Origin of the sequence: Rhodovulum iodosum, assembly GCF_041020385.1 — a bacterium.
Taxonomy (GTDB): domain Bacteria; phylum Pseudomonadota; class Alphaproteobacteria; order Rhodobacterales; family Rhodobacteraceae; genus Rhodovulum; species Rhodovulum iodosum.
The window spans coordinates 21,494-37,825 of sequence record NZ_JBEHHI010000004.1 but is presented as its reverse complement, the minus strand read 5'-3'; the positions used below and the strand labels follow the sequence as shown (position 1 = coordinate 37,825).

Annotated in this window: 14 protein-coding genes and 2 tRNA genes; 4 read left to right on the top strand and 12 right to left on the bottom strand. The window is 69.1% G+C overall.

What is annotated here, in order from left to right; translation table 11 throughout:
* Positions 1-58 precede the first annotated feature (58 nt).
* Both Ga0609869_RS17865 and Ga0609869_RS17860 read right to left on the bottom strand, forming a co-directional pair.
* Positions 59-1,285 carry an N-acetylmuramoyl-L-alanine amidase gene (locus tag Ga0609869_RS17865; protein ID WP_125403356.1) on the bottom strand — a complete coding sequence of 409 codons (1,227 nt, stop codon included), beginning with the start codon at positions 1,283-1,285 and terminating at the stop codon, positions 59-61.
* A 58-nt stretch (positions 1,286-1,343) separates the two neighbouring features.
* Entirely contained in the window at positions 1,344-2,489 is a 1,146-nt protein-coding gene (locus Ga0609869_RS17860; protein WP_125403355.1) for a pyridoxal phosphate-dependent aminotransferase, read from the bottom strand.
* Positions 2,490-2,551: 62 nt separating this feature from the next.
* Between Ga0609869_RS17860 and Ga0609869_RS17855 the strand changes: the two genes are divergently transcribed.
* From Ga0609869_RS17855 to Ga0609869_RS17845, 3 genes are all read left to right on the top strand, one after another.
* Positions 2,552-3,892, top strand: a complete 1,341-nt coding sequence (locus tag Ga0609869_RS17855; RefSeq protein WP_245972098.1) for a M48 family metalloprotease — start codon at positions 2,552-2,554, stop codon at positions 3,890-3,892.
* Positions 3,889-4,629 carry a DsbA family protein gene (locus tag Ga0609869_RS17850; protein ID WP_125403354.1) on the top strand — a complete coding sequence of 247 codons (741 nt, stop codon included), beginning with the start codon at positions 3,889-3,891 and terminating at the stop codon, positions 4,627-4,629. The genes Ga0609869_RS17855 and Ga0609869_RS17850 overlap by 4 nt, the downstream gene beginning before the upstream one ends.
* Before the next feature lie 86 nt (positions 4,630-4,715).
* Positions 4,716-5,465 carry a DsbA family protein gene (locus Ga0609869_RS17845; RefSeq protein ID WP_125403353.1) on the top strand — a complete coding sequence of 250 codons (750 nt, stop codon included), beginning with the start codon at positions 4,716-4,718 and terminating at the stop codon, positions 5,463-5,465.
* Positions 5,466-5,544: 79 nt separating this feature from the next.
* Here the strand turns inward: Ga0609869_RS17845 and ispG are convergent, their stop codons facing one another.
* From ispG to Ga0609869_RS17825, 4 genes are all read right to left on the bottom strand, one after another.
* On the bottom strand, positions 5,545-6,681 hold the full coding sequence (gene ispG / locus Ga0609869_RS17840; protein WP_125403352.1) for a flavodoxin-dependent (E)-4-hydroxy-3-methylbut-2-enyl-diphosphate synthase: 1,137 nt from the start codon (positions 6,679-6,681) through the stop codon (positions 5,545-5,547).
* An 85-nt stretch (positions 6,682-6,766) separates the two neighbouring features.
* Positions 6,767-8,050: a helix-turn-helix domain-containing protein gene (locus tag Ga0609869_RS17835; protein ID WP_170168750.1), complete on the bottom strand. Its 1,284-nt coding sequence runs from the start codon at positions 8,048-8,050 to the stop codon at positions 6,767-6,769.
* Positions 8,051-8,162: 112 nt separating this feature from the next.
* On the bottom strand, positions 8,163-9,386 hold the full coding sequence (hemA, locus tag Ga0609869_RS17830; protein ID WP_125403351.1) for a 5-aminolevulinate synthase: 1,224 nt from the start codon (positions 9,384-9,386) through the stop codon (positions 8,163-8,165).
* Positions 9,387-9,803: 417 nt separating this feature from the next.
* Positions 9,804-10,376, bottom strand: coding sequence for a 5-aminolevulic acid synthase (locus tag Ga0609869_RS17825; RefSeq protein WP_125403350.1), 573 nt, complete (start codon positions 10,374-10,376; stop codon positions 9,804-9,806).
* A gap of 131 nt (positions 10,377-10,507) precedes the next feature.
* On the opposite strand from Ga0609869_RS17825, the gene Ga0609869_RS17820 reads away from it, so the two are divergent.
* A complete protein-coding gene (locus Ga0609869_RS17820) occupies positions 10,508-11,881 on the top strand; it encodes a M20/M25/M40 family metallo-hydrolase (protein WP_125403349.1) in 1,374 nt (457 codons plus the stop codon).
* Positions 11,882-11,982: 101 nt separating this feature from the next.
* Here Ga0609869_RS17820 and Ga0609869_RS17815 read toward each other — a convergent pair whose 3' ends face one another.
* The 6 genes from Ga0609869_RS17815 to ade form a co-directional block, all read right to left on the bottom strand.
* Positions 11,983-12,210, bottom strand: a complete 228-nt coding sequence (locus Ga0609869_RS17815) for an RND transporter (RefSeq protein ID WP_125403348.1) — start codon at positions 12,208-12,210, stop codon at positions 11,983-11,985.
* A 23-nt stretch (positions 12,211-12,233) separates the two neighbouring features.
* A tRNA-Asp gene (locus Ga0609869_RS17810) sits at positions 12,234-12,310 on the bottom strand.
* Positions 12,311-12,341: 31 nt separating this feature from the next.
* Positions 12,342-12,418: transfer RNA gene (locus Ga0609869_RS17805), tRNA-Asp, on the bottom strand.
* Positions 12,419-12,481: 63 nt separating this feature from the next.
* On the bottom strand, positions 12,482-13,465 hold the full coding sequence (locus Ga0609869_RS17800; protein WP_245972096.1) for a DMT family transporter: 984 nt from the start codon (positions 13,463-13,465) through the stop codon (positions 12,482-12,484).
* Between the two features lie 81 nt (positions 13,466-13,546).
* A complete protein-coding gene (locus Ga0609869_RS17795) occupies positions 13,547-14,485 on the bottom strand; it encodes a pirin family protein (protein WP_125403347.1) in 939 nt (312 codons plus the stop codon).
* A 101-nt stretch (positions 14,486-14,586) separates the two neighbouring features.
* On the bottom strand, positions 14,587-16,287 hold the full coding sequence (ade, locus tag Ga0609869_RS17790; protein ID WP_170168749.1) for an adenine deaminase: 1,701 nt from the start codon (positions 16,285-16,287) through the stop codon (positions 14,587-14,589).
* Positions 16,288-16,332: the final 45 nt, after the last annotated feature.

Here is a 16,332-nt window from a genome sequence, read left to right as displayed (position 1 = left end):
CATCGCTCGGACGGCCCGCTGCACGCCGCCCTGCCCGCGGCCGCTGGCCGAGCAGCGCCTAGCGGCGCAAGAGCGACGCCTCGGCCGCGTCCTCGACCGCCCAGGCGGCCAGCGCGGCGGCGATTCCCCGGGCCGCCCTGCCCCGCCATTCGGGCGAGGCCAGGTCGGCGCGGTCCTGCGCCGAAGAGAGAAAGCCCAATTCGATCAGCACGGAGGGAATGTCGGGTGCCTTGAGCACCGAGAACGCCGCCTCGAGCCGCGGCCGCTTGTGCATCCGCCCGACGCTGTCGGTCAGCCCCGCGACCAGCGCATCGGCCAGCTTGTCCGACCGCGGCACGGTCTCGCGGCGGACCATGTCCATCAGCATGTTGGCGATGCGGTCGCCCTGGCGCGAGAGATCGACCCCGGCCAGCAACTCGTCGCGGTCGTGGCGTTCGGCCAAGAGCTGCGAGGCCCGGTCCGACGCCGTCTCGGACATCGTGTAGACCGTGGCGCCCGACGCCCGCCCTTCGGCCAGCGCATCGGCATGAAGCGACAGGAACACATCCGCCCCGGCCATGCGCGCGATAGAAATACGGTGTTCGAGCGGCACGAAAACATCGTCGTCGCGGGTGAGGCTGACCTCCATGCCCGCGCGGCGCAACACCTCGCGCAGCTCGCGGGCAAAGGTCAGCATCAGGTCGGCCTCGCGCACCCCGTCGCGTTCGGCGCCGGGGTCGATGCCGCCATGGCCGGGGTCGAGCACCACGCGCAGGGCACGGCTGCCGTCCTGCCGCCGGCGCGGCGGCGGCAGGACGGCGGGCTCGGGCACCCCCAAGAGCCGGGGACCGGCGGTGCCGCTGGCCGCGGCAAAGCGATCGGCGTCGGCGGCGCCAAGGCCGAGCACCAGCCGCGCCCGGCCGGTGCGGCTGTCGCGCCGCATCTCGGCGCTGTCCACCGGAAGGGGCGCGGACAGCTCCATCACCAGCCGCGACCAGCCCGGGCGCAGGGCGCCTGCGCGCACCGCGCCCACCCGGTCCGTGCGCGCCAGCCTGGCGGGATCGAATCCGGCAAAGTCGACCTCGTTGAAATCGACCACCGCCCGCGGCGGATCGGTGAGCGTGAAGACGCGGTAGGGCACGGGCAAGCTGAGCCAGAGGTCCAGCACCACGCCCCGCCCCTCGTCGCGGATCGACGAACGCGCGGCGTCGGGCCGGGCCAGCGCCGACAGCGCCTCGGCCCCGGCCCCGGCGGCACAGACGGCCAGCGCCGCCGCCAGCGAAAATGCCGCGAAAATCCTGCCCATTGCCCCGTTGTCCCGACCTGGTGCCATGATAGCGCCGGCGCGCGCCACGCGAAACGCCTCAGCCCCGCCGCGCCGTCATGAACCGTTCCAGCCGCGCCAGCCCCTCGGCGATCGCCTCGCTCGACTGGGCGTAGGAAAACCGCAATGTGCCGGCCCCGCGCCCCGGATCGAAATCGAGCCCCGGAGTCACGGCCACGCCGGCCTCCTGCAGGATCTCGGCGGCGAAGGCGCGGCTGTCTTCGGTCAGATCCGACACGTCGGCATAGACGTAAAACGCCCCGTCCGGCGGCGCGATCTTCGTGAAACCGGCCTTTGGCAGACCGTCCAGCATCAGCCGGCGGTTTTCGCGGTAGACGGCCATGTTGGCCTCTAATTCGTCGGTGCAGTCCATCGCGGCCAGCGCCACCACCTGCGCCGCGTGCGAGGCGCAGATGAAAAGGTTCTGCGCCAGCCGCTCGATCCGGCGGACGTGATCCTCGGGGACGACCATCCAGCCGACGCGCCAGCCGGTCATCGAGAAATACTTGGAGAACGAGTTGATGACATAGGTCTCGTCGCTGATCTCCAGCGCGGTCACGGCCTTCTTGTCGTACTCGATGCCGTGGTAGATTTCGTCGGAAATGAAGGCCGCGCCCTGCCCCGCGCAGGCCTCGATCAGCGCGGCGAGCGCGGGCTTGTCCAGCATCGTGCCCGAGGGGTTGGCCGGAGAGGCCACCATCAACCCGTCCAGATCGCCCGGCAGGTCGCCCGGCACCGGTTGCAGCCGGTTTTCGGGCGCACATTCCAGCATCACCGGCGTCAGGTCGAGCGCCGAGAGGATCTGGCGGTAGGACGGGTAGCCGGGCGCGCCGATGCCCACCCGCGCGCCGGTGTCGAAAAGCGAGGTGAAGGCCAGGATGAACGCGCCCGAAGAGCCCGGCGTGACGATCACCCGCTCGGGGTTCAGATCGACATCGTACCAGTCGCCGTAAAGCCGGGCGATGCGCGCGCGCAGCGCCGGCAGGCCCAGGCCCACGGTGTAGCCCAGCGCCTCGCGCTCCATCGCCGCGGCCAGTGCCGCGCGGGCCCCTGCGGGCGCGGGGGTGCCGGGCTGGCCGACCTCCATGTGCACGATGTCGCGGCCCGCTGCCTCGGCCCGGCGCGCGGCCTCCATCACGTCCATCACAATGAAGGGATCGACCTCGCCCCGCCTTGAAACCCGCATCCTGCCCTCTCTACGGTGCTGCCCGAGTGATGCGGTTTTTCCAGCCCGGGGGGCAAAGGTCAATGGCGGCGATCCTGCGCCCGAGAACGATGCTGCTGGCGCTGGTCCTGGCGCTGGTCCTTGCCCCTTTGGCACGCGCCCAGACGCTGATCCGCGATGCCGAGATCGAATACGCCTTGCGCGAACTCGCCCGCCCGATGATCAGCGCCGCGGGCCTCAGCCCCGCCGCGGTCCGGGTGATGCTGCTGAACGACAGCTCGATGAACGCCTTCGTGCTGGACGGGCGGACGATCTTCATCCATTCGGGGCTGGTGCTCAAGCTCGACCGGGCCGAGGAATTGCAGGCGGTGATCGCGCATGAGATCGCCCATATCGCCAATGGTCACATCACCCGGCGGCTGGCCAATCTGCGCAGTGCCAATTCCACCGCGGCGATGGGAATGCTGATGTCGCTCGCCGTGGCGATGACCGGCAATGCAAAGGCGGGCACCGGGCTCGCCGTGGGGTCGGCCTCGGCCGCGCAGCGGGCGTTTCTGTCCCATACCCGCGCCGAAGAGGGCTCGGCCGACCAGGCCGGCCTGCGCTACATGGCCGGTGCCGGGGTGGACCCGCAGGCGATGGTCGACGTGCTGGAGCTGTTTCGCGGGCAAGAGGCGCTGAGCGCCGGCCGGCAGGACCCCTACGTGCGCACCCACCCGCTGTCGCGCGACCGCATCCGCGCGCTCAAGGGCTTTGCCGCGGCCTATGGCGACCGCGCCGAGGACAACCCCAAGGCCGATTACTGGTTCGCCCGCGCCCGCGGCAAGCTCGAGGCGTTTCTGCGCAACCCGTCCTACACGCTGCGCAAGACGGCCAAGGGCGACACGTCCGACATCGCGCTGATGCGCCGTGCCATCGCCTATCACCGGATGCCCCGGCCGCAGCAGGCGATGGCGGAAATGGACGCGCTGGTGGCAAAACGCCCGAGCGACCCGTTCGTGCACGAGTTGAAGGGCCAGATCCTGCTGGAATCCCGCCGCCCCGGCGCCGCCGTCAACGCCTATGGCCGCGCGGTCGAACTGGCCCCCCGCGAAGGGCTGATCATTGCGGGCTATGGGCGGGCGCTGCTGGCGCTGGACACCGCGCAGGGCAATTCACGCGCGCTCGCCGCGCTGGAAAAGGCCCGCGCCCGCGACCCCAACGACCCGCGCATGCTGCGCGACCTGGCGGTGGCCTATGCCCGCGCCGGGCAGAAAGGCATGGCCTCGGTCGCCACCGCCGAACGCTACGCGCTGGGCGGGCGGCTGAAGGATGCCGCGGTCCATGCCAAGCGCGCCGAGGGGCTGTTGCCCCGCGGCAGCCCGGGCTGGATGCGCGCCCAGGACATCCTGAACGCCGCCGAGACGGCAAAGAAGCGCAGATGAGGCGTGCCCTTGCGCTGAGCCTGGCCCTGGCCGGCGCCCCGGCGGGCGCGGTCGATCTGACCGCGCTGACCGGGCCCGAGCGCGCGGCCTTCCGGGCCGAACTGCGCGCCTATCTGCTGGACCACCCGGAGGTGATCGAAGAAGCGTTGAGCGCCGGCGCGGGCGAACGCCGGCGCTACGAAGAAAAGGTCACCGACGACCTCGCCCTGCTGGAAAGTAACGCCGAGGCGCTTTTCGACGCAAAGGGCGACTGGACCGGCGGCAACGCAGAGGGCGACATGCCGCTGACAGCCTTCGTCGGCTACGGCTGCACGACCTGCGCCGCCGCGATGTCGGGGCTCGACGCGCTGACGGCGGAGGACCCTGGATTGAAGGTGATCGTCAAGGATATCGGACCCGAAGGCGACGATGCGGCCGCGCGGTTCGCCCAGGCGGTGCTGTCGCTTGCCGGGCCCGACGCCTATCGCCGCGCCCAGGCGGCGCTGTTCGACGCGCCCGCCCACGATGCGGCGCATCTGGCCGGCATCGCCGAACGCCTTGGCCTCGACCCCTCCGCGCTCGGCGCCCGCATGGACGCGCCCGAGACCCGCGCCAAGATCGCCCGCACCCGCGCGCTGGCCGACCGGCTGGATCTCGGGCCGCCCCCGGCCTACGTATTGCCGCGCACCATGGTCCGCGGAGATGTCCCGCCGGTGGCGCTGTCGCGGATCATCGCCGCCATGCGCGCGAAAAGATGATCGGCAGGTGCCGCTTTCGCGCTTGGCCCGGCGGCGCGGATATGGTGGAACGGACGAAACCGCCCAACCAGACGGAGAAGACGCCGATGACCCGCACGACCCTCGCAGCCGCGCTCGTCGCGTTCGGCCTCGCGCAACCCGCCGCCGCGCTCGACCTGACCGCCATGACCGATGCCGAGCGCGACGCCTTCCGCGACGAGGTGCGGTCCTATCTGCTGGACAACCCCGAAGTGCTGATGGAGGCGATCCAGGTGCTTGAGGCCCGCAACGCGCAGGCCCAGGTGGACAATGACGCCGCGCTGGTCACCACCAATGCCGAAGACATCTACCAAGACGGCTATTCGTGGGTGGGCGGCAATCCCGAGGGCGACATCACGCTGGTCGAATTCATCGACTACCGCTGCACCTATTGCCGCAAGGCCCATGACGAGGTCGCCGCGCTGATCGAAACAGACGGCAATATCCGGTTTGTCGTCAAGGAATTCCCGATTCTGGGCGAACAGTCGGTGATTTCGTCGCGCTTCGCCATCGCCACGCTGCAGCAGGCGGGGCCCGATGCGTATAAGCAGGTGCATGACGCGCTGATCACCTTCCGCGGCAACCTCGACGCGCAGAACCTGCGCCGGCTGGCGGACTCCTTCGACCTCGACGCCGACGCGATCCTGGCGCAGATGGAGGCGCCGGAGGTGAACCGGGTGATCGACGAGAACCGGGCACTGGCCCAGCGGCTGCAGATCAACGGAACGCCGACCTTCGTGCTCGGCGAACAGATGGTACGCGGCTACGCGCCGCTACAGGCGATGCAGCAAATCGTGGAAGAGGTGCGGGCGCAGTAGGCGCCCGGGCCTGTCCGCGCCCCAGGAATTTTCAGCTCAACCAGTGGCAAGATATCCCTGACGGAACTTGCCCGCCGCCTCACTCGGCCGCTTCGGCCTCGGACGCGGCCTGAGCCGCCTCGATCTCGGCCGCCTTCTTTTCGACCTCGCCGACGATGTGCTCGACCATCTCCTCGTTCGAGATGCGGTGATCCTGCTTGCCGGCCAGATAGACCATGCCGTGGCCCGCGCCGCCGCCGGTAAACCCGACATCGGTCATCAGCGCCTCGCCGGGGCCGTTGACCACGCATCCGATGATCGACAGGCTCATCGGCGTCTTGATATGCTCCAGCCGCTTTTCCAGCGTCTCGACGGTCTTGATCACGTCGAACCCCTGCCGCGCGCAGGAGGGGCACGAGATGATGTTGACGCCCCGGTGCCGCAGCCCCAGCGATTTCAGGATCTCGTAACCGACCTTCACCTCTTCCACCGGGTCGGCCGAGAGCGACACCCGGATCGTGTCGCCGATGCCCATCCACAGCAGGTTGCCCAGCCCGATGGCCGACTTGATCGTGCCCGTCGTCAGCCCGCCCGCCTCGGTGATGCCCAGATGGATCGGCGCGTCGGTGGCCTCGGCGATGCCCTGGTAGGCGGCCGCGGCGAGGAACACGTCAGAGGCCTTCACGCTGATCTTGAACTCGTGAAAGTCGTTGTCCTGCAGGATCTTGATGTGCTCAAGCGCCGAGTCGACCATCGCCTCCGGGCAGGGCTCGCCGTATCGTTCCAGCAGGTGCTTTTCCAGGCTGCCGGCATTCACCCCGATCCGCATCGAACAGCCGTGGTCGCGGGCCGCCTTGATCACCTCTTTGACGCGGGCCGCGTCGCCGATATTGCCGGGGTTGATCCGCAGGCAGGCCGCGCCCGCCTCGGCGGCCTCGATGCCGCGCTTGTAGTGGAAATGGATGTCGGCGACGATCGGCACCGGGCTTTCAGCCACGATCTCTTTCAGCGCGGCCGACGACTCCCGGTCGGGCACCGAGATGCGCACGATATCGGCGCCGGCCTCGGCGGCGGCCTGGACCTGGGCGATGGTGCCCTTGATATCGGTCGTTACCGTGTTGGTCATGGTCTGCACCGAGATCGGCGCATCGCCCCCCACGGCCACCGGGCCGACATGGATCTGACGGGATTTTCGGCGATGGATGCTGCGCCACGGGCGCACGGCGTTCAGCGACATGGGACACCCTGTCTGCGTGGGAAATTCACCACCCCTGATAAAGGATTACGTCTTGCCACGCAACGCGCGCAGGGTCGCGCTCGCGCTATTGCGACTCTGCGTCCGGGGACGCCGCGGCCTGCGACACCGCATCGGCCACCGCGACCGCGATGGCATCGGCCAGATCGGGGTCGGCCCCGAGATCGGCCAAAGCAAAACGCCCGGTCAGCTCCTCGGGCGACAACGCGATGTTCTTGGCCACTTGCGCGCCGGGGGCGGCGGGGCCGTAGGTCTTGCCGTTAACGGCGAAATAGACGGCGCCGGAATTGCCGGCGCGCAGCGTCGGCGGCTCTTCGGTCGGGGGCAGGACGTAACGCTCGCCCGCGTCGAGGATTTTTTCGAACAGTACCGTGCCATCGGCGGCGCGCACCCGCACCCAGGCGGGGCGTGTGGCGAAGATCGCCAGTTCCGGCGCGCTGTCCTCGACCACCTTCACCGGTGCCGCCTCGGGCATGGCCTGCCCGTTGCCCATCGCCGCCGGCCCCGCGGGCAGGCCCGCGATCGCGGGCGGCGCGGTCACGCCGCGCGCCACGGTCAGCGGACGCTCGACAGGGTCGTCGGCCAGCGTGCCCACGGTGTCGGGGGCAAGCGTGGCGATGGGGCCGTCGCGGGCAACCAGCACCGGCACCTCCAGCGCCTCGGGGCGGTAAAGCCGGTCGAACGCCTCGGGGCTGGGCCGTTCGGGCGCGTCTTCGGACATGGCGGTCTGGGTTGCGCCGGGCATGGCCGCGGCAAGCGGGTCGATCTCGGCCAGCACGCCCGGAGATTGCTCGACCGGGGCGAGTTGCACCCGCTGCACCTCTTGCAGCACCGACCATCCGCCGTAGCCGAGACCGCCGATCAGCGCCAGCAGCACCAGAACCGAGCCGATCGCGCCGGGTTCGATTCGGGAAAACATGGCCTCGCCCCGAGGAACGAACAGCGCGTTGGGATCGGCCAGCGGGTCACGCGCCTCGGACCGGGTGCCGCGCGTCTTTTCAGGCGCGACCTTGGCCGCCGAGGCCGACGCGGCCATGCCGTGGACGGTGGAGAAGTTGCTTTCGTCGCAGAACCGCGCATAGGCCCACTCGGGGTCGAGCCCCAGATAGCGGGCGTAAGAGCGCACGTAACCTGCGATGAACCCCGGAGTTTCAAAGGCCGTGGGGTCGGCATTCTCGATCGCGGCGATGTAGGTCGCCTTGATCTTGAGTTCGCGTTGAACGTCGAGGAGAGATTTGCCCAGAGTCGCGCGCTCGCCGCGCATCATGTCACCGAGACGCAACTCGAAATCGTCGAACCCTTTCGGGAGGTTGTCGTCAACCGCGACCGGCGGCTGCTTGCGCCCGATCATACCCTGCCCCGTGCCCGCTACGTTTTTTCCCCGATTGCTCGGCGAATTCTGGATTCGCCAAGCTATTAGGTTTGTAGCACAGGGGCGCCGTCAATGCACCTTAAGAAGAGCGTCAGGCGGTCAGTTCGGCACGATTCAGCGCACACTGGGCCCAAAGCTCGTCCATCGCGCGGATCAGCCTGTCCATGTCGTCGGGCGTATGCACCGGCGAGGGCGTAAAGCGCAGACGCTCCGTGCCGCGCGGCACCGTCGGGAAGTTGATCGGCTGCACGTAGATGCCATACCCCTCGAGCAGCATGTCCGAAATCCGCTTGGTGTGGACCGGGTCGCCGACAATCACCGGCACGATGTGGCTGCCGTGGTCGATGCAGGGCATGCCCAGCCCCTTGAACCGCGCCTTCATCACCCGCGCGCGATCCTGATGGGTTTCGCGCAGCGCGGTGTCGGTCTTGAGGTGGCGGACCGAGGCCGCGGCACCTGCGGCCACCGCCGGCGGCAACGAGGTGGTGAAGATGAAGCCCGGCGCATAAGACCGCACCGCATCGCACATTTTCGCAGACGCGGCGATATAGCCGCCGAACACGCCATAGGCCTTGGCCAGCGTGCCGTTGATGATGTCGATGCGATGCATCAGGTTATCGCGCTCGGCCACGCCGGCGCCGCGCGGGCCGTACATGCCCACCGCGTGGACCTCGTCGATATAGGTCAGCGCGCCGAACTCGTCGGCGAGGTCGCAGATCTCTTCGATGGGGCCGAAATCGCCATCCATCGAGTAAACCGATTCGAAGGCGATCAGGATCGGCCGGCCCTTCTCGATCTTCTCGAGGATCTCGCGCAGATGCGCCACGTCGTTGTGGCGGAAGATGTGCTTTTCGCAGCGCCCGCGGCGGATGCCCTGGATCATCGAGGCATGGTTCAGCTCGTCCGAGACGATGACGAGGTCGGGGAAGAGGACCGGAAGCGTGGAGAGTGTGGCGTCGTTGGCGTTGTAGGCCGAGGTGAAGATCAGCGCGGCCTCCTTGCGGTGCAAATCGGCGATCTCGGCCTCAAGCGCCTTGTGGTAGAGGGTGGTGCCCGAGATGTTGCGCGTGCCGCCCGACCCGGCGCCGGCCGAGCTCAGCGCGTCTTCCATCGCCGCCAGCACCACCGGATGCTGGCCCATGCCCAGATAATCGTTGCCGCACCAGACGGTGATATCCTGCTCCTGGCCATCGGGCCGGCGCCATTTCGCGGCGGGAAACTGGCCTTTGCGCCGTGCGATGTCGATGAAGGTGCGGTAGCGGCCTTCCTCGTGAAGCTGGTCGATGGCTTTGTCCAGTGCTGCGGTATAGTCCACCGGGTCTCTCCTTCGTTCTCCGGCCGTCTCGGCCTTTGTGCCCCGTGGCGCGGTGCCCGTTTCTCGGGTCGCCCGGCGCCGGGTCCTCCCAAATCGGATGGCGGCTGTCGCCCCGCCCAGGGGACCGGCGCACCGCCCGTTTCTTTCCCGTCCGTTCTTCGTATTCGAAAAACTAGAGATGTTAATGCGTCCTGTCGCGCAAAAAATGCCCCTGCTCTGACACCCCGCAATCCGGGCGTCGTTTAGCCCCCTAGCATGACCGCAAGGTGCCGCCAACGTGACCCAACGACGCTGCAATTCCCCGAAAGTGGCGCCAAGCGCGGACGCCGTCTGGCCTCCACCTAATCGTGCCCGACGGACGGCAACCTTGATTTCGGTCAAGTTTTCGCGCGCAGGGCCGCGTAAGTCCGCCGCAGCTCAATCCGCCACGACGATCCGGCAATCGTCGGTCCGGGCCTTGGCCGCACAGCCGTCCAGGGCCGCCGCGCTGGCGCCCTCGCCCTTTTCGAGGTGCCACTGGCCCGTGCCGGGCGAGATCGCCAGCGCCTTGGGCCCGCGGCCGCGGCGGTATTGCTTGTGCAGGGCGGCGCTGGCATCGGCGTTCAGCTGCAACGGCCGCGCCTGCCAGCCGCGCGGGCGAATCTCTGCCACGATCACGCATGCCCGCCCGCCCTGGCGCCGGGCGTCGCAGCCTTTCAGCGCCACCGCCCGGGCGGTAGCGACATCGTGGTAATTGGCGGCCGCCACGGTGGCCGTCGAAAGCAGCCCCTCGGACGGGGCCACGGCGATGGCGCCGTAATATTTCTGCTGCTCGGCGACGACGGCCAGCGTCTTGCTGTCCTGCTCGCCCAAAAACGGCTGCGGCAAGATCACCGCCTCGGCCGCCCTCGCGTCGACGACCAGCGCCCGCGCCGTTTCGCCGTCCACCGGCTCGGCCGGTGCGGCCACCGCCCAAAGAACCACAGCAACCGCAGCCCAAATCATCCGCATCGCGCCCTCCTTGGCCCCCAAGCGTCGGCATACAGCCTAGCGCAGCCGCCGCCCCCGGGCCAAGCTCTGGACAGTGCCAAGGCGGCTGTTAGGCTCGCGCCACCCTTGTCCCGAGCCGGAGCCCGCGCCCCATGCCACTCGACCCCGTCCTGACCCGAATCGATTGCGACCTGCCCGAGGCCGTGAACAGGCTGATCGCGCTGCTGCGTATCCCGTCGATCTCGACCGACCCGGCCCATGCCGCCGATTGCGACAGCGCCGCCGACTGGCTGGTCGCCGATCTGGCCAGCCTCGGCTTTGCCGCCGAAAAGCGGCCCACCCCCGGCCACCCGATGGTCGTGGCCCATGTCGACGGCCCCGGCCCGCACCTGCTGTTTTACGGCCATTACGACGTGCAGCCGGTCGATCCGCTGGATCTCTGGCACCGCGACCCGTTCGACCCGGCGCTGGAAGACACCGACAAGGGCCAGGTGATCCGCGCCCGCGGCGCCAGCGACGACAAGGGCCAGCTGATGACCTTTATCGAGGCCTGCCGCGCGTGGAAGGCCGAGCATGGCACCCTGCCCTGCAAGATCACCGTCTTTCTGGAGGGCGAAGAGGAGTCGGGCTCGCCCTCGCTCGTGCCGTTCCTCGAGGACAACGCCGAAGAGTTGAAGGCCGATATCGCGCTGATCTGCGACACCGGGCTTTTCGACGCCCGCACACCGGGCATCGTCACCATGCTGCGCGGCCTTCTGGGCGAAGAGCTGACGATCCGCGCCGCCGACATGGACCTGCATTCGGGCATGTACGGGGGCCCTTCGATCAACCCGATCCGGGTGCTGGCCCGCATCGTCGCCGCGCTGCACGACGACGCGGGCCGCGTCACCGTGCCCGGCTTTTACGACGGCGTGCCGGAGCTGCCCGACGAGGTCGCCCGGCAGTGGCAGGGGCTGGGCTTCGACGCCGGGGCGTTTCTCGGCGCGGTGGGCCTGTCCACGCCCGCCGGCGAGGCCGACCGCACGGCGCTGGAAATGATCTGGTCCCGCCCGACCTGCGAGGTCAACGGCATCACGGGCGGCTATACCGGCGCGGGGTTCAAGACCGTGCTGCCCGCCGAGGCGCGCGCCAAGATCAGCTTCCGTCTGGTGGGCGACCAGGACCCGCTGGCGATCCGAGAGAACTTTCGCAAGATGGTGCAGGACATGCTGCCGCCCGACTGCACGGCCAGCTTCGAAGGCCACGGCGCCTCGCCCGCCAGCCGGATGGACATCTCGCACCCCGCCTTCGAAAAGGCCCGCGCGGCGCTCTCCGAGGAATGGCCGAAACCGGCGGCCTATGTGGGCTGCGGCGGGTCGATCCCGGTGGCGGGGTATTTCAAGACGGCGCTGGGGATGGATTCGATGCTGATCGGCTTTGCCAAGGACGACGACGCGATCCACTCGCCGAACGAGAAATACGACCTCGACAGCTTCCACAAGGGCATCCGCTCCTGGGCGCGCATCCTCGCCGCCCTGTCGGCCTAGCCCGCCGCCGGGGGTGGCGGACCGCCCGCCGCGCGCCAGCGCGGCCGGGCCCAACCGGGCATGGCGGCGCTACGCCGCCCTGCACGGGCGGGAGCGCGCCCTCAATGCCGCAGCCTGGCAGCCATCCGCCCGGATTTGGCAAACAGCAACAGCCATGGCGCGCCATGAAGGCAGAGATCGAAGACATCCACCCCGCTCGTCAGCGTTCCCGCGGCCAGCATCTTCAGCTTTTCCCAGAGGTGGGGCTCGGGCAGGAACGGCGCCAGGCCCATGCTGAGGGCGAGCACCAGGACAAGCGAAAACGGCAAATCGTCAAGAATACGGATCATCACAGGTTCGGCAAACAGGTTGGTGGCGCGGTTGACGGGGCTCGAACCCGCGACCCCCGGCGTGACAGGCCGGTACTCTAACCAACTGAGCTACAACCGCGCAAGCGCTCTTGAGCGGGAGGATGAGGCGGTGGCGCGGTTGACGGGGCTCGAACCCGCGACCCCCGGCGTGACAGGCCGGTACTCTAACCAACTGAGCTACAACCGCTCGCCTTCCGCCGGCCTCCCGGGCCGAACGTGACGTGTGGTTTATGACGCACGCGCGCCCGCGTCAAGCGCCCTCGCGCGGGAAATCGGCACCGCGCCCGACGCGCCGCTCGCGGGCAAAGACATAGAGCCCGGCGCCCGCGATCAGCGCCGCGCCCGCCAGCACCCAGACGCCCGGAACCTCGCCGAACAGCGCCCAGCCCCAGAAGATCGCCAGCGGCAGCGTGACGTATTCGAAGGGCGCGATCGTGGCCGCATCGCCAAGGCGATAGGCCTGCGACAGGCAATAGCCGACGCCCGCCGACACCAGCCCCAGAAGGCCGAAAAGCCACAGCTCGTCGGCCGGCGGCATCACCCAGGGCTTCAGCAGGAAGACCAGGCTTTCGCTCTCCACTCCCTCGGCAAAGCGCCCGTCGCCCGCGACCACGAAAAACACCGCGCCGACCGCAAGGAAGGTGACCTGAATATATAGCGCCAGCGCCGAGGCGGGCGCCGTCGCCCCCAGCTTGCGCGTCAGCACCTGCATCCCGGCATAGCACAGCGCCGCGGCCACCGGCAGAAGCAGGCTCCACCGGCTGGGCGCCATACCGTCCCAGCCCGCCCAGGGGCGCAGCATCACCAGAACGCCCAGGAACCCGACCGCCACCGCGGCCCAGCGGCGCGGGCCGACGCGTTCGCCCAGCAGCAGCGCCGACAGCGCGGTGATCGCCAGCGGCGCCACGAAAAAAAGCGCCGTCGCCGTGGCCAGCGCCATCACCGCGAGCGCGGCGAAAAAGGTCATGTTGGCGATCACGATCAGCACCGCGCGCAGCAGCTGCAGCCACGGACGCGCGGGCCACAACCGGCGCCAGGCGCCCTCGGCCTGCACAATGCCCAACAGCACCACCAGCCCGATCATCGACCGGGCAAAGACCATCTGGTGCAGCGGGTAACGGTCGGACAACAGCTTGATCAGCATGTCGTTGACCGAGATGAACAGCATCCCCAGCAGGATATAGACAATCCCCCGCCGGGCCGAGCCGCCCCCTGCCATTTCGCTGATTGTCATGGTGCACGATCCGGGCGGGCGGCCCGATTGCCGCCCTGCCCCGCCCTAACGCAGATCCGCCGCGCGCGCCAGCGCCGCGCCTCAGCGTCCGGGCAGCGGGATGAACTCGGCGTCGTCGCCCGGCGGCAGGTGAAACCGCCCCTGCTCCCAGTCGCCGCGGCGCCAGGCCTCCTTGGCTTCCTCGATGCGCTCCTTCGACGAGGCGACGAAGTTCCACCAGATATAGCGCGGCCCTTCCAGCGTCGCCCCGCCCAACAGCATCAGCCGCGCCCCTTGCGGGCCGGCTGCGAGGCTTAGCTGGTCGCCGGGGCGAAACACCATCATCTGCCCGGCCGCGTAGCTCTGCCCGCCGATCTCGACCGCGCCCTCCACGACATAGACGCCGCGGTCCTCGTGGTCGTCGGGCAGCGGCAGCACCGCACCGGGGGCCAGCGCCGCGTCGGCATAAAACATCTCTGACGCGGTCTTGACCGGCGCGGTCTCGCCCCAGGCGCTGCCCAGGATCAGGCGCACTTCTTTGCCTTCGGCCTGCAGAAACGGCAGCGCCTCCTTCGGCGCGTGTTCAAAGGCGGCCGCCCCGTCCTCGGCGCCCGCCGGCAGCGCCACCCAGGTCTGGATACCGAACAGCGCGTGGGGCCGGTCGCGTACCGCCCCGTCGGTGCGTTCGGAATGGGTGATGCCGTGGCCGGCCACCATCCAGTTCACCGCGCCGGGCTCGATCCAGCGGTCGGTGCCCAGGCTGTCGCGGTGGTGCAGCGCGCCGCGGTAGAGGTAGGTGACCGTTGCCAGCCCGATATGCGGGTGCGGACGCACGTCGATCCCCTGCCCGGTGACGAATTCGGCAGGGCCCATCTGGTCGAAAAAGATGAAGGGGCCGACCATCTGCCGCTTGGGCGCGGGCAGCGCGCGGCGCACCTCGAACCCGCCGAGGTCGCGCGCACGGGGCACGATGACGGTCTCGATGGAATCCACTGCGTCGCCGGTGGGGCATTGCGGGTCGAGGGCGGGGTTCCAGCTCATTTCGGGGGCTCCGGGTGTCGTGGTCTTACGGGAAAGATAGCACGCGACAACTGCGCACAAACCTCCCCGTCAAGCGCACATGCCGTGCGCTGGCGAACAGATCAGCCGATGATCTCGAACCGCTCCACGTCGACCATCCCCCGGTCGGTGATCTTCAGCGCCGGAATCACCGGCAGGGCGAGGAAGGCCAGTTGCAAAAAGGGCTCGTCCAGCGTCACCCCCAGCGAGCGGGCCGCGGCGCGCAGTTCTTGCAGATGCCCCTCGACCGTTTCAAAGCTCTCAAGGCTCATCAACCCGGCCACGGGCAGCGCCAACTCGGCCAGCACGCGCCCCCCGCCCGCCACCACGAACCCGCCCTCGATCTCGGTCAGGCGGGTGGCGGCCAGCGCCATGTCGGCGTCATCGGCCCCGACCACCGCGATGTTGTGGTGGTCGTGGCAGACGGTCGAGGCGATCGCCCCGGTTTCCAGACCGAACCCCCTGACGAAGCCCACGGCGATGTTGCCGTTGATCCCGTGCCGTTCGACCACCGCGATCTTGGCCAGGTCGCGCGCCGGGTCGGCACGTTTCGCACCCTCCCGCGGGGCCATCTCTTCCACAAGGTGATCGGTCAGGATCTGCCCCGGCCGGATGCCGATCACATGGGTCTCGGCCCGGTTGCTGCCGGCGCGGAAGCTCGCGGCGCTCAGCCGGGGCGCTTTCACCGACTGACGTCCCACCGGCGCGATCTGCTGCCGCGCGGCAAAGGCCGGGGCATCGGCCACCTGCCCGCCGGCGATCACCAGCGCGGCGCGGCAGTCTTCCAGATCGGGCAAGCCCACGATATCGGCCCGCTGGCCCGGCGCGATCAGCCCCCGGTCCTTCAGACCGAAGGCCTCGGCCGCCGAAAGGCTGGCCGCGCGATAGACCGCGAGGGTCGGAGTGCCGAGCGCGATCAGGGTGCGGATCATGTAATCCAGATGGCCATGCTCGGCGATGTCCAGCGGGTTGCGGTCGTCGGTGCACAGGCACATGTAGGGTGCCGTGCGTTCGCTCAGCAGCGGTTGCAGGGCGTGCATATCCTTCGAAACCGACCCCTCGCGGATCAGCACGCGCATCCCTTTTTGCAGCTTTTCCTTCGCTTCCGCGGCGCTGGTCGCCTCATGCTCGGTGCGGATGCCTGCGGCGATATAGGCGTTGAGGTCGCGTCCCGAGAGCAGCGGCGCGTGCCCGTCGATATGGCGGCCGCGAAACGCGTCGAGCTTGGCCAGAACCTCGGGGGCCTTGGTGATCACGCCGGGATAGTTCATCACCTCGGCCAGCCCGATCACGCGGGGGTGGTCCTTGAGCGCGGCCAGGTCCGCGGCGCCGATCCGCGCGCCCGAGGTTTCCATCTCGGTCGAGGGCACGCAGGACGACAGGTTCACCCGGATATCCATCACCGTACGCGACGCGGTGTCGAGGAAATACTCGATCCCCGGCAGGCCGATGACGTTGGCGATCTCGTGCGGATCGCAGATCGCGGTGGTGATGCCGCGCGGGCAGACGCAGCGATCGAACTCGAACGGCGTGACCAGCGAGCTTTCGATATGCAGGTGGGTGTCGATGAAGCCCGGCACCAGCGTCAGCCCCGTCACGTCGACCACCCGCTTGCCCGCGTAGGCGTCGCCGATCCCGACGATGGTGTCGCCGCAGATCGCCACGTCGCCCGGTACCATTTCGCCGGTCACCAGGTCGAACACCTGCCCGCCCGTCAGCACCATGTCGGCGGGCGCGACCCCGCGCCCCTGGTCGATCAGATCGGCAAGCGGGGGGTGGGGCATCGGCATGTCTCCATCGGGGCTGTGCCCGCCAGCCTCGCAGCCGGG

Bases quoted from the DNA above. Each gene is read 5' to 3' on its own strand.
- Ga0609869_RS17815 (WP_125403348.1), bottom strand. From the start codon at position 12,210: ATGATCCGTATTCTTGACGATTTGCCGTTTTCGCTTGTCCTGGTGCTC.
- Ga0609869_RS17795 (WP_125403347.1), bottom strand. From the start codon at position 14,485: ATGAGCTGGAACCCCGCCCTCGACCCGCAATGCCCCACCGGCGACGCA.
- ispG (WP_125403352.1), bottom strand. From the start codon at position 6,681: ATGTCGCTGAACGCCGTGCGCCCGTGGCGCAGCATCCATCGCCGAAAA.
- ade (WP_170168749.1), bottom strand. From the start codon at position 16,287: ATGCCCCACCCCCCGCTTGCCGATCTGATCGACCAGGGGCGCGGGGTC.
- Ga0609869_RS17835 (WP_170168750.1), bottom strand. From the start codon at position 8,050: ATGATCGGGCGCAAGCAGCCGCCGGTCGCGGTTGACGACAACCTCCCG.
- Ga0609869_RS17850 (WP_125403354.1), top strand. From the start codon at position 3,889: ATGAGGCGTGCCCTTGCGCTGAGCCTGGCCCTGGCCGGCGCCCCGGCG.
- Ga0609869_RS17865 (WP_125403356.1), bottom strand. From the start codon at position 1,285: ATGGGCAGGATTTTCGCGGCATTTTCGCTGGCGGCGGCGCTGGCCGTC.
- Ga0609869_RS17845 (WP_125403353.1), top strand. From the start codon at position 4,716: ATGACCCGCACGACCCTCGCAGCCGCGCTCGTCGCGTTCGGCCTCGCG.
- Ga0609869_RS17820 (WP_125403349.1), top strand. From the start codon at position 10,508: ATGCCACTCGACCCCGTCCTGACCCGAATCGATTGCGACCTGCCCGAG.
- Ga0609869_RS17860 (WP_125403355.1), bottom strand. From the start codon at position 2,489: ATGCGGGTTTCAAGGCGGGGCGAGGTCGATCCCTTCATTGTGATGGAC.
- Ga0609869_RS17855 (WP_245972098.1), top strand. From the start codon at position 2,552: ATGGCGGCGATCCTGCGCCCGAGAACGATGCTGCTGGCGCTGGTCCTG.
- Ga0609869_RS17800 (WP_245972096.1), bottom strand. From the start codon at position 13,465: ATGACAATCAGCGAAATGGCAGGGGGCGGCTCGGCCCGGCGGGGGATT.
- Ga0609869_RS17825 (WP_125403350.1), bottom strand. From the start codon at position 10,376: ATGCGGATGATTTGGGCTGCGGTTGCTGTGGTTCTTTGGGCGGTGGCC.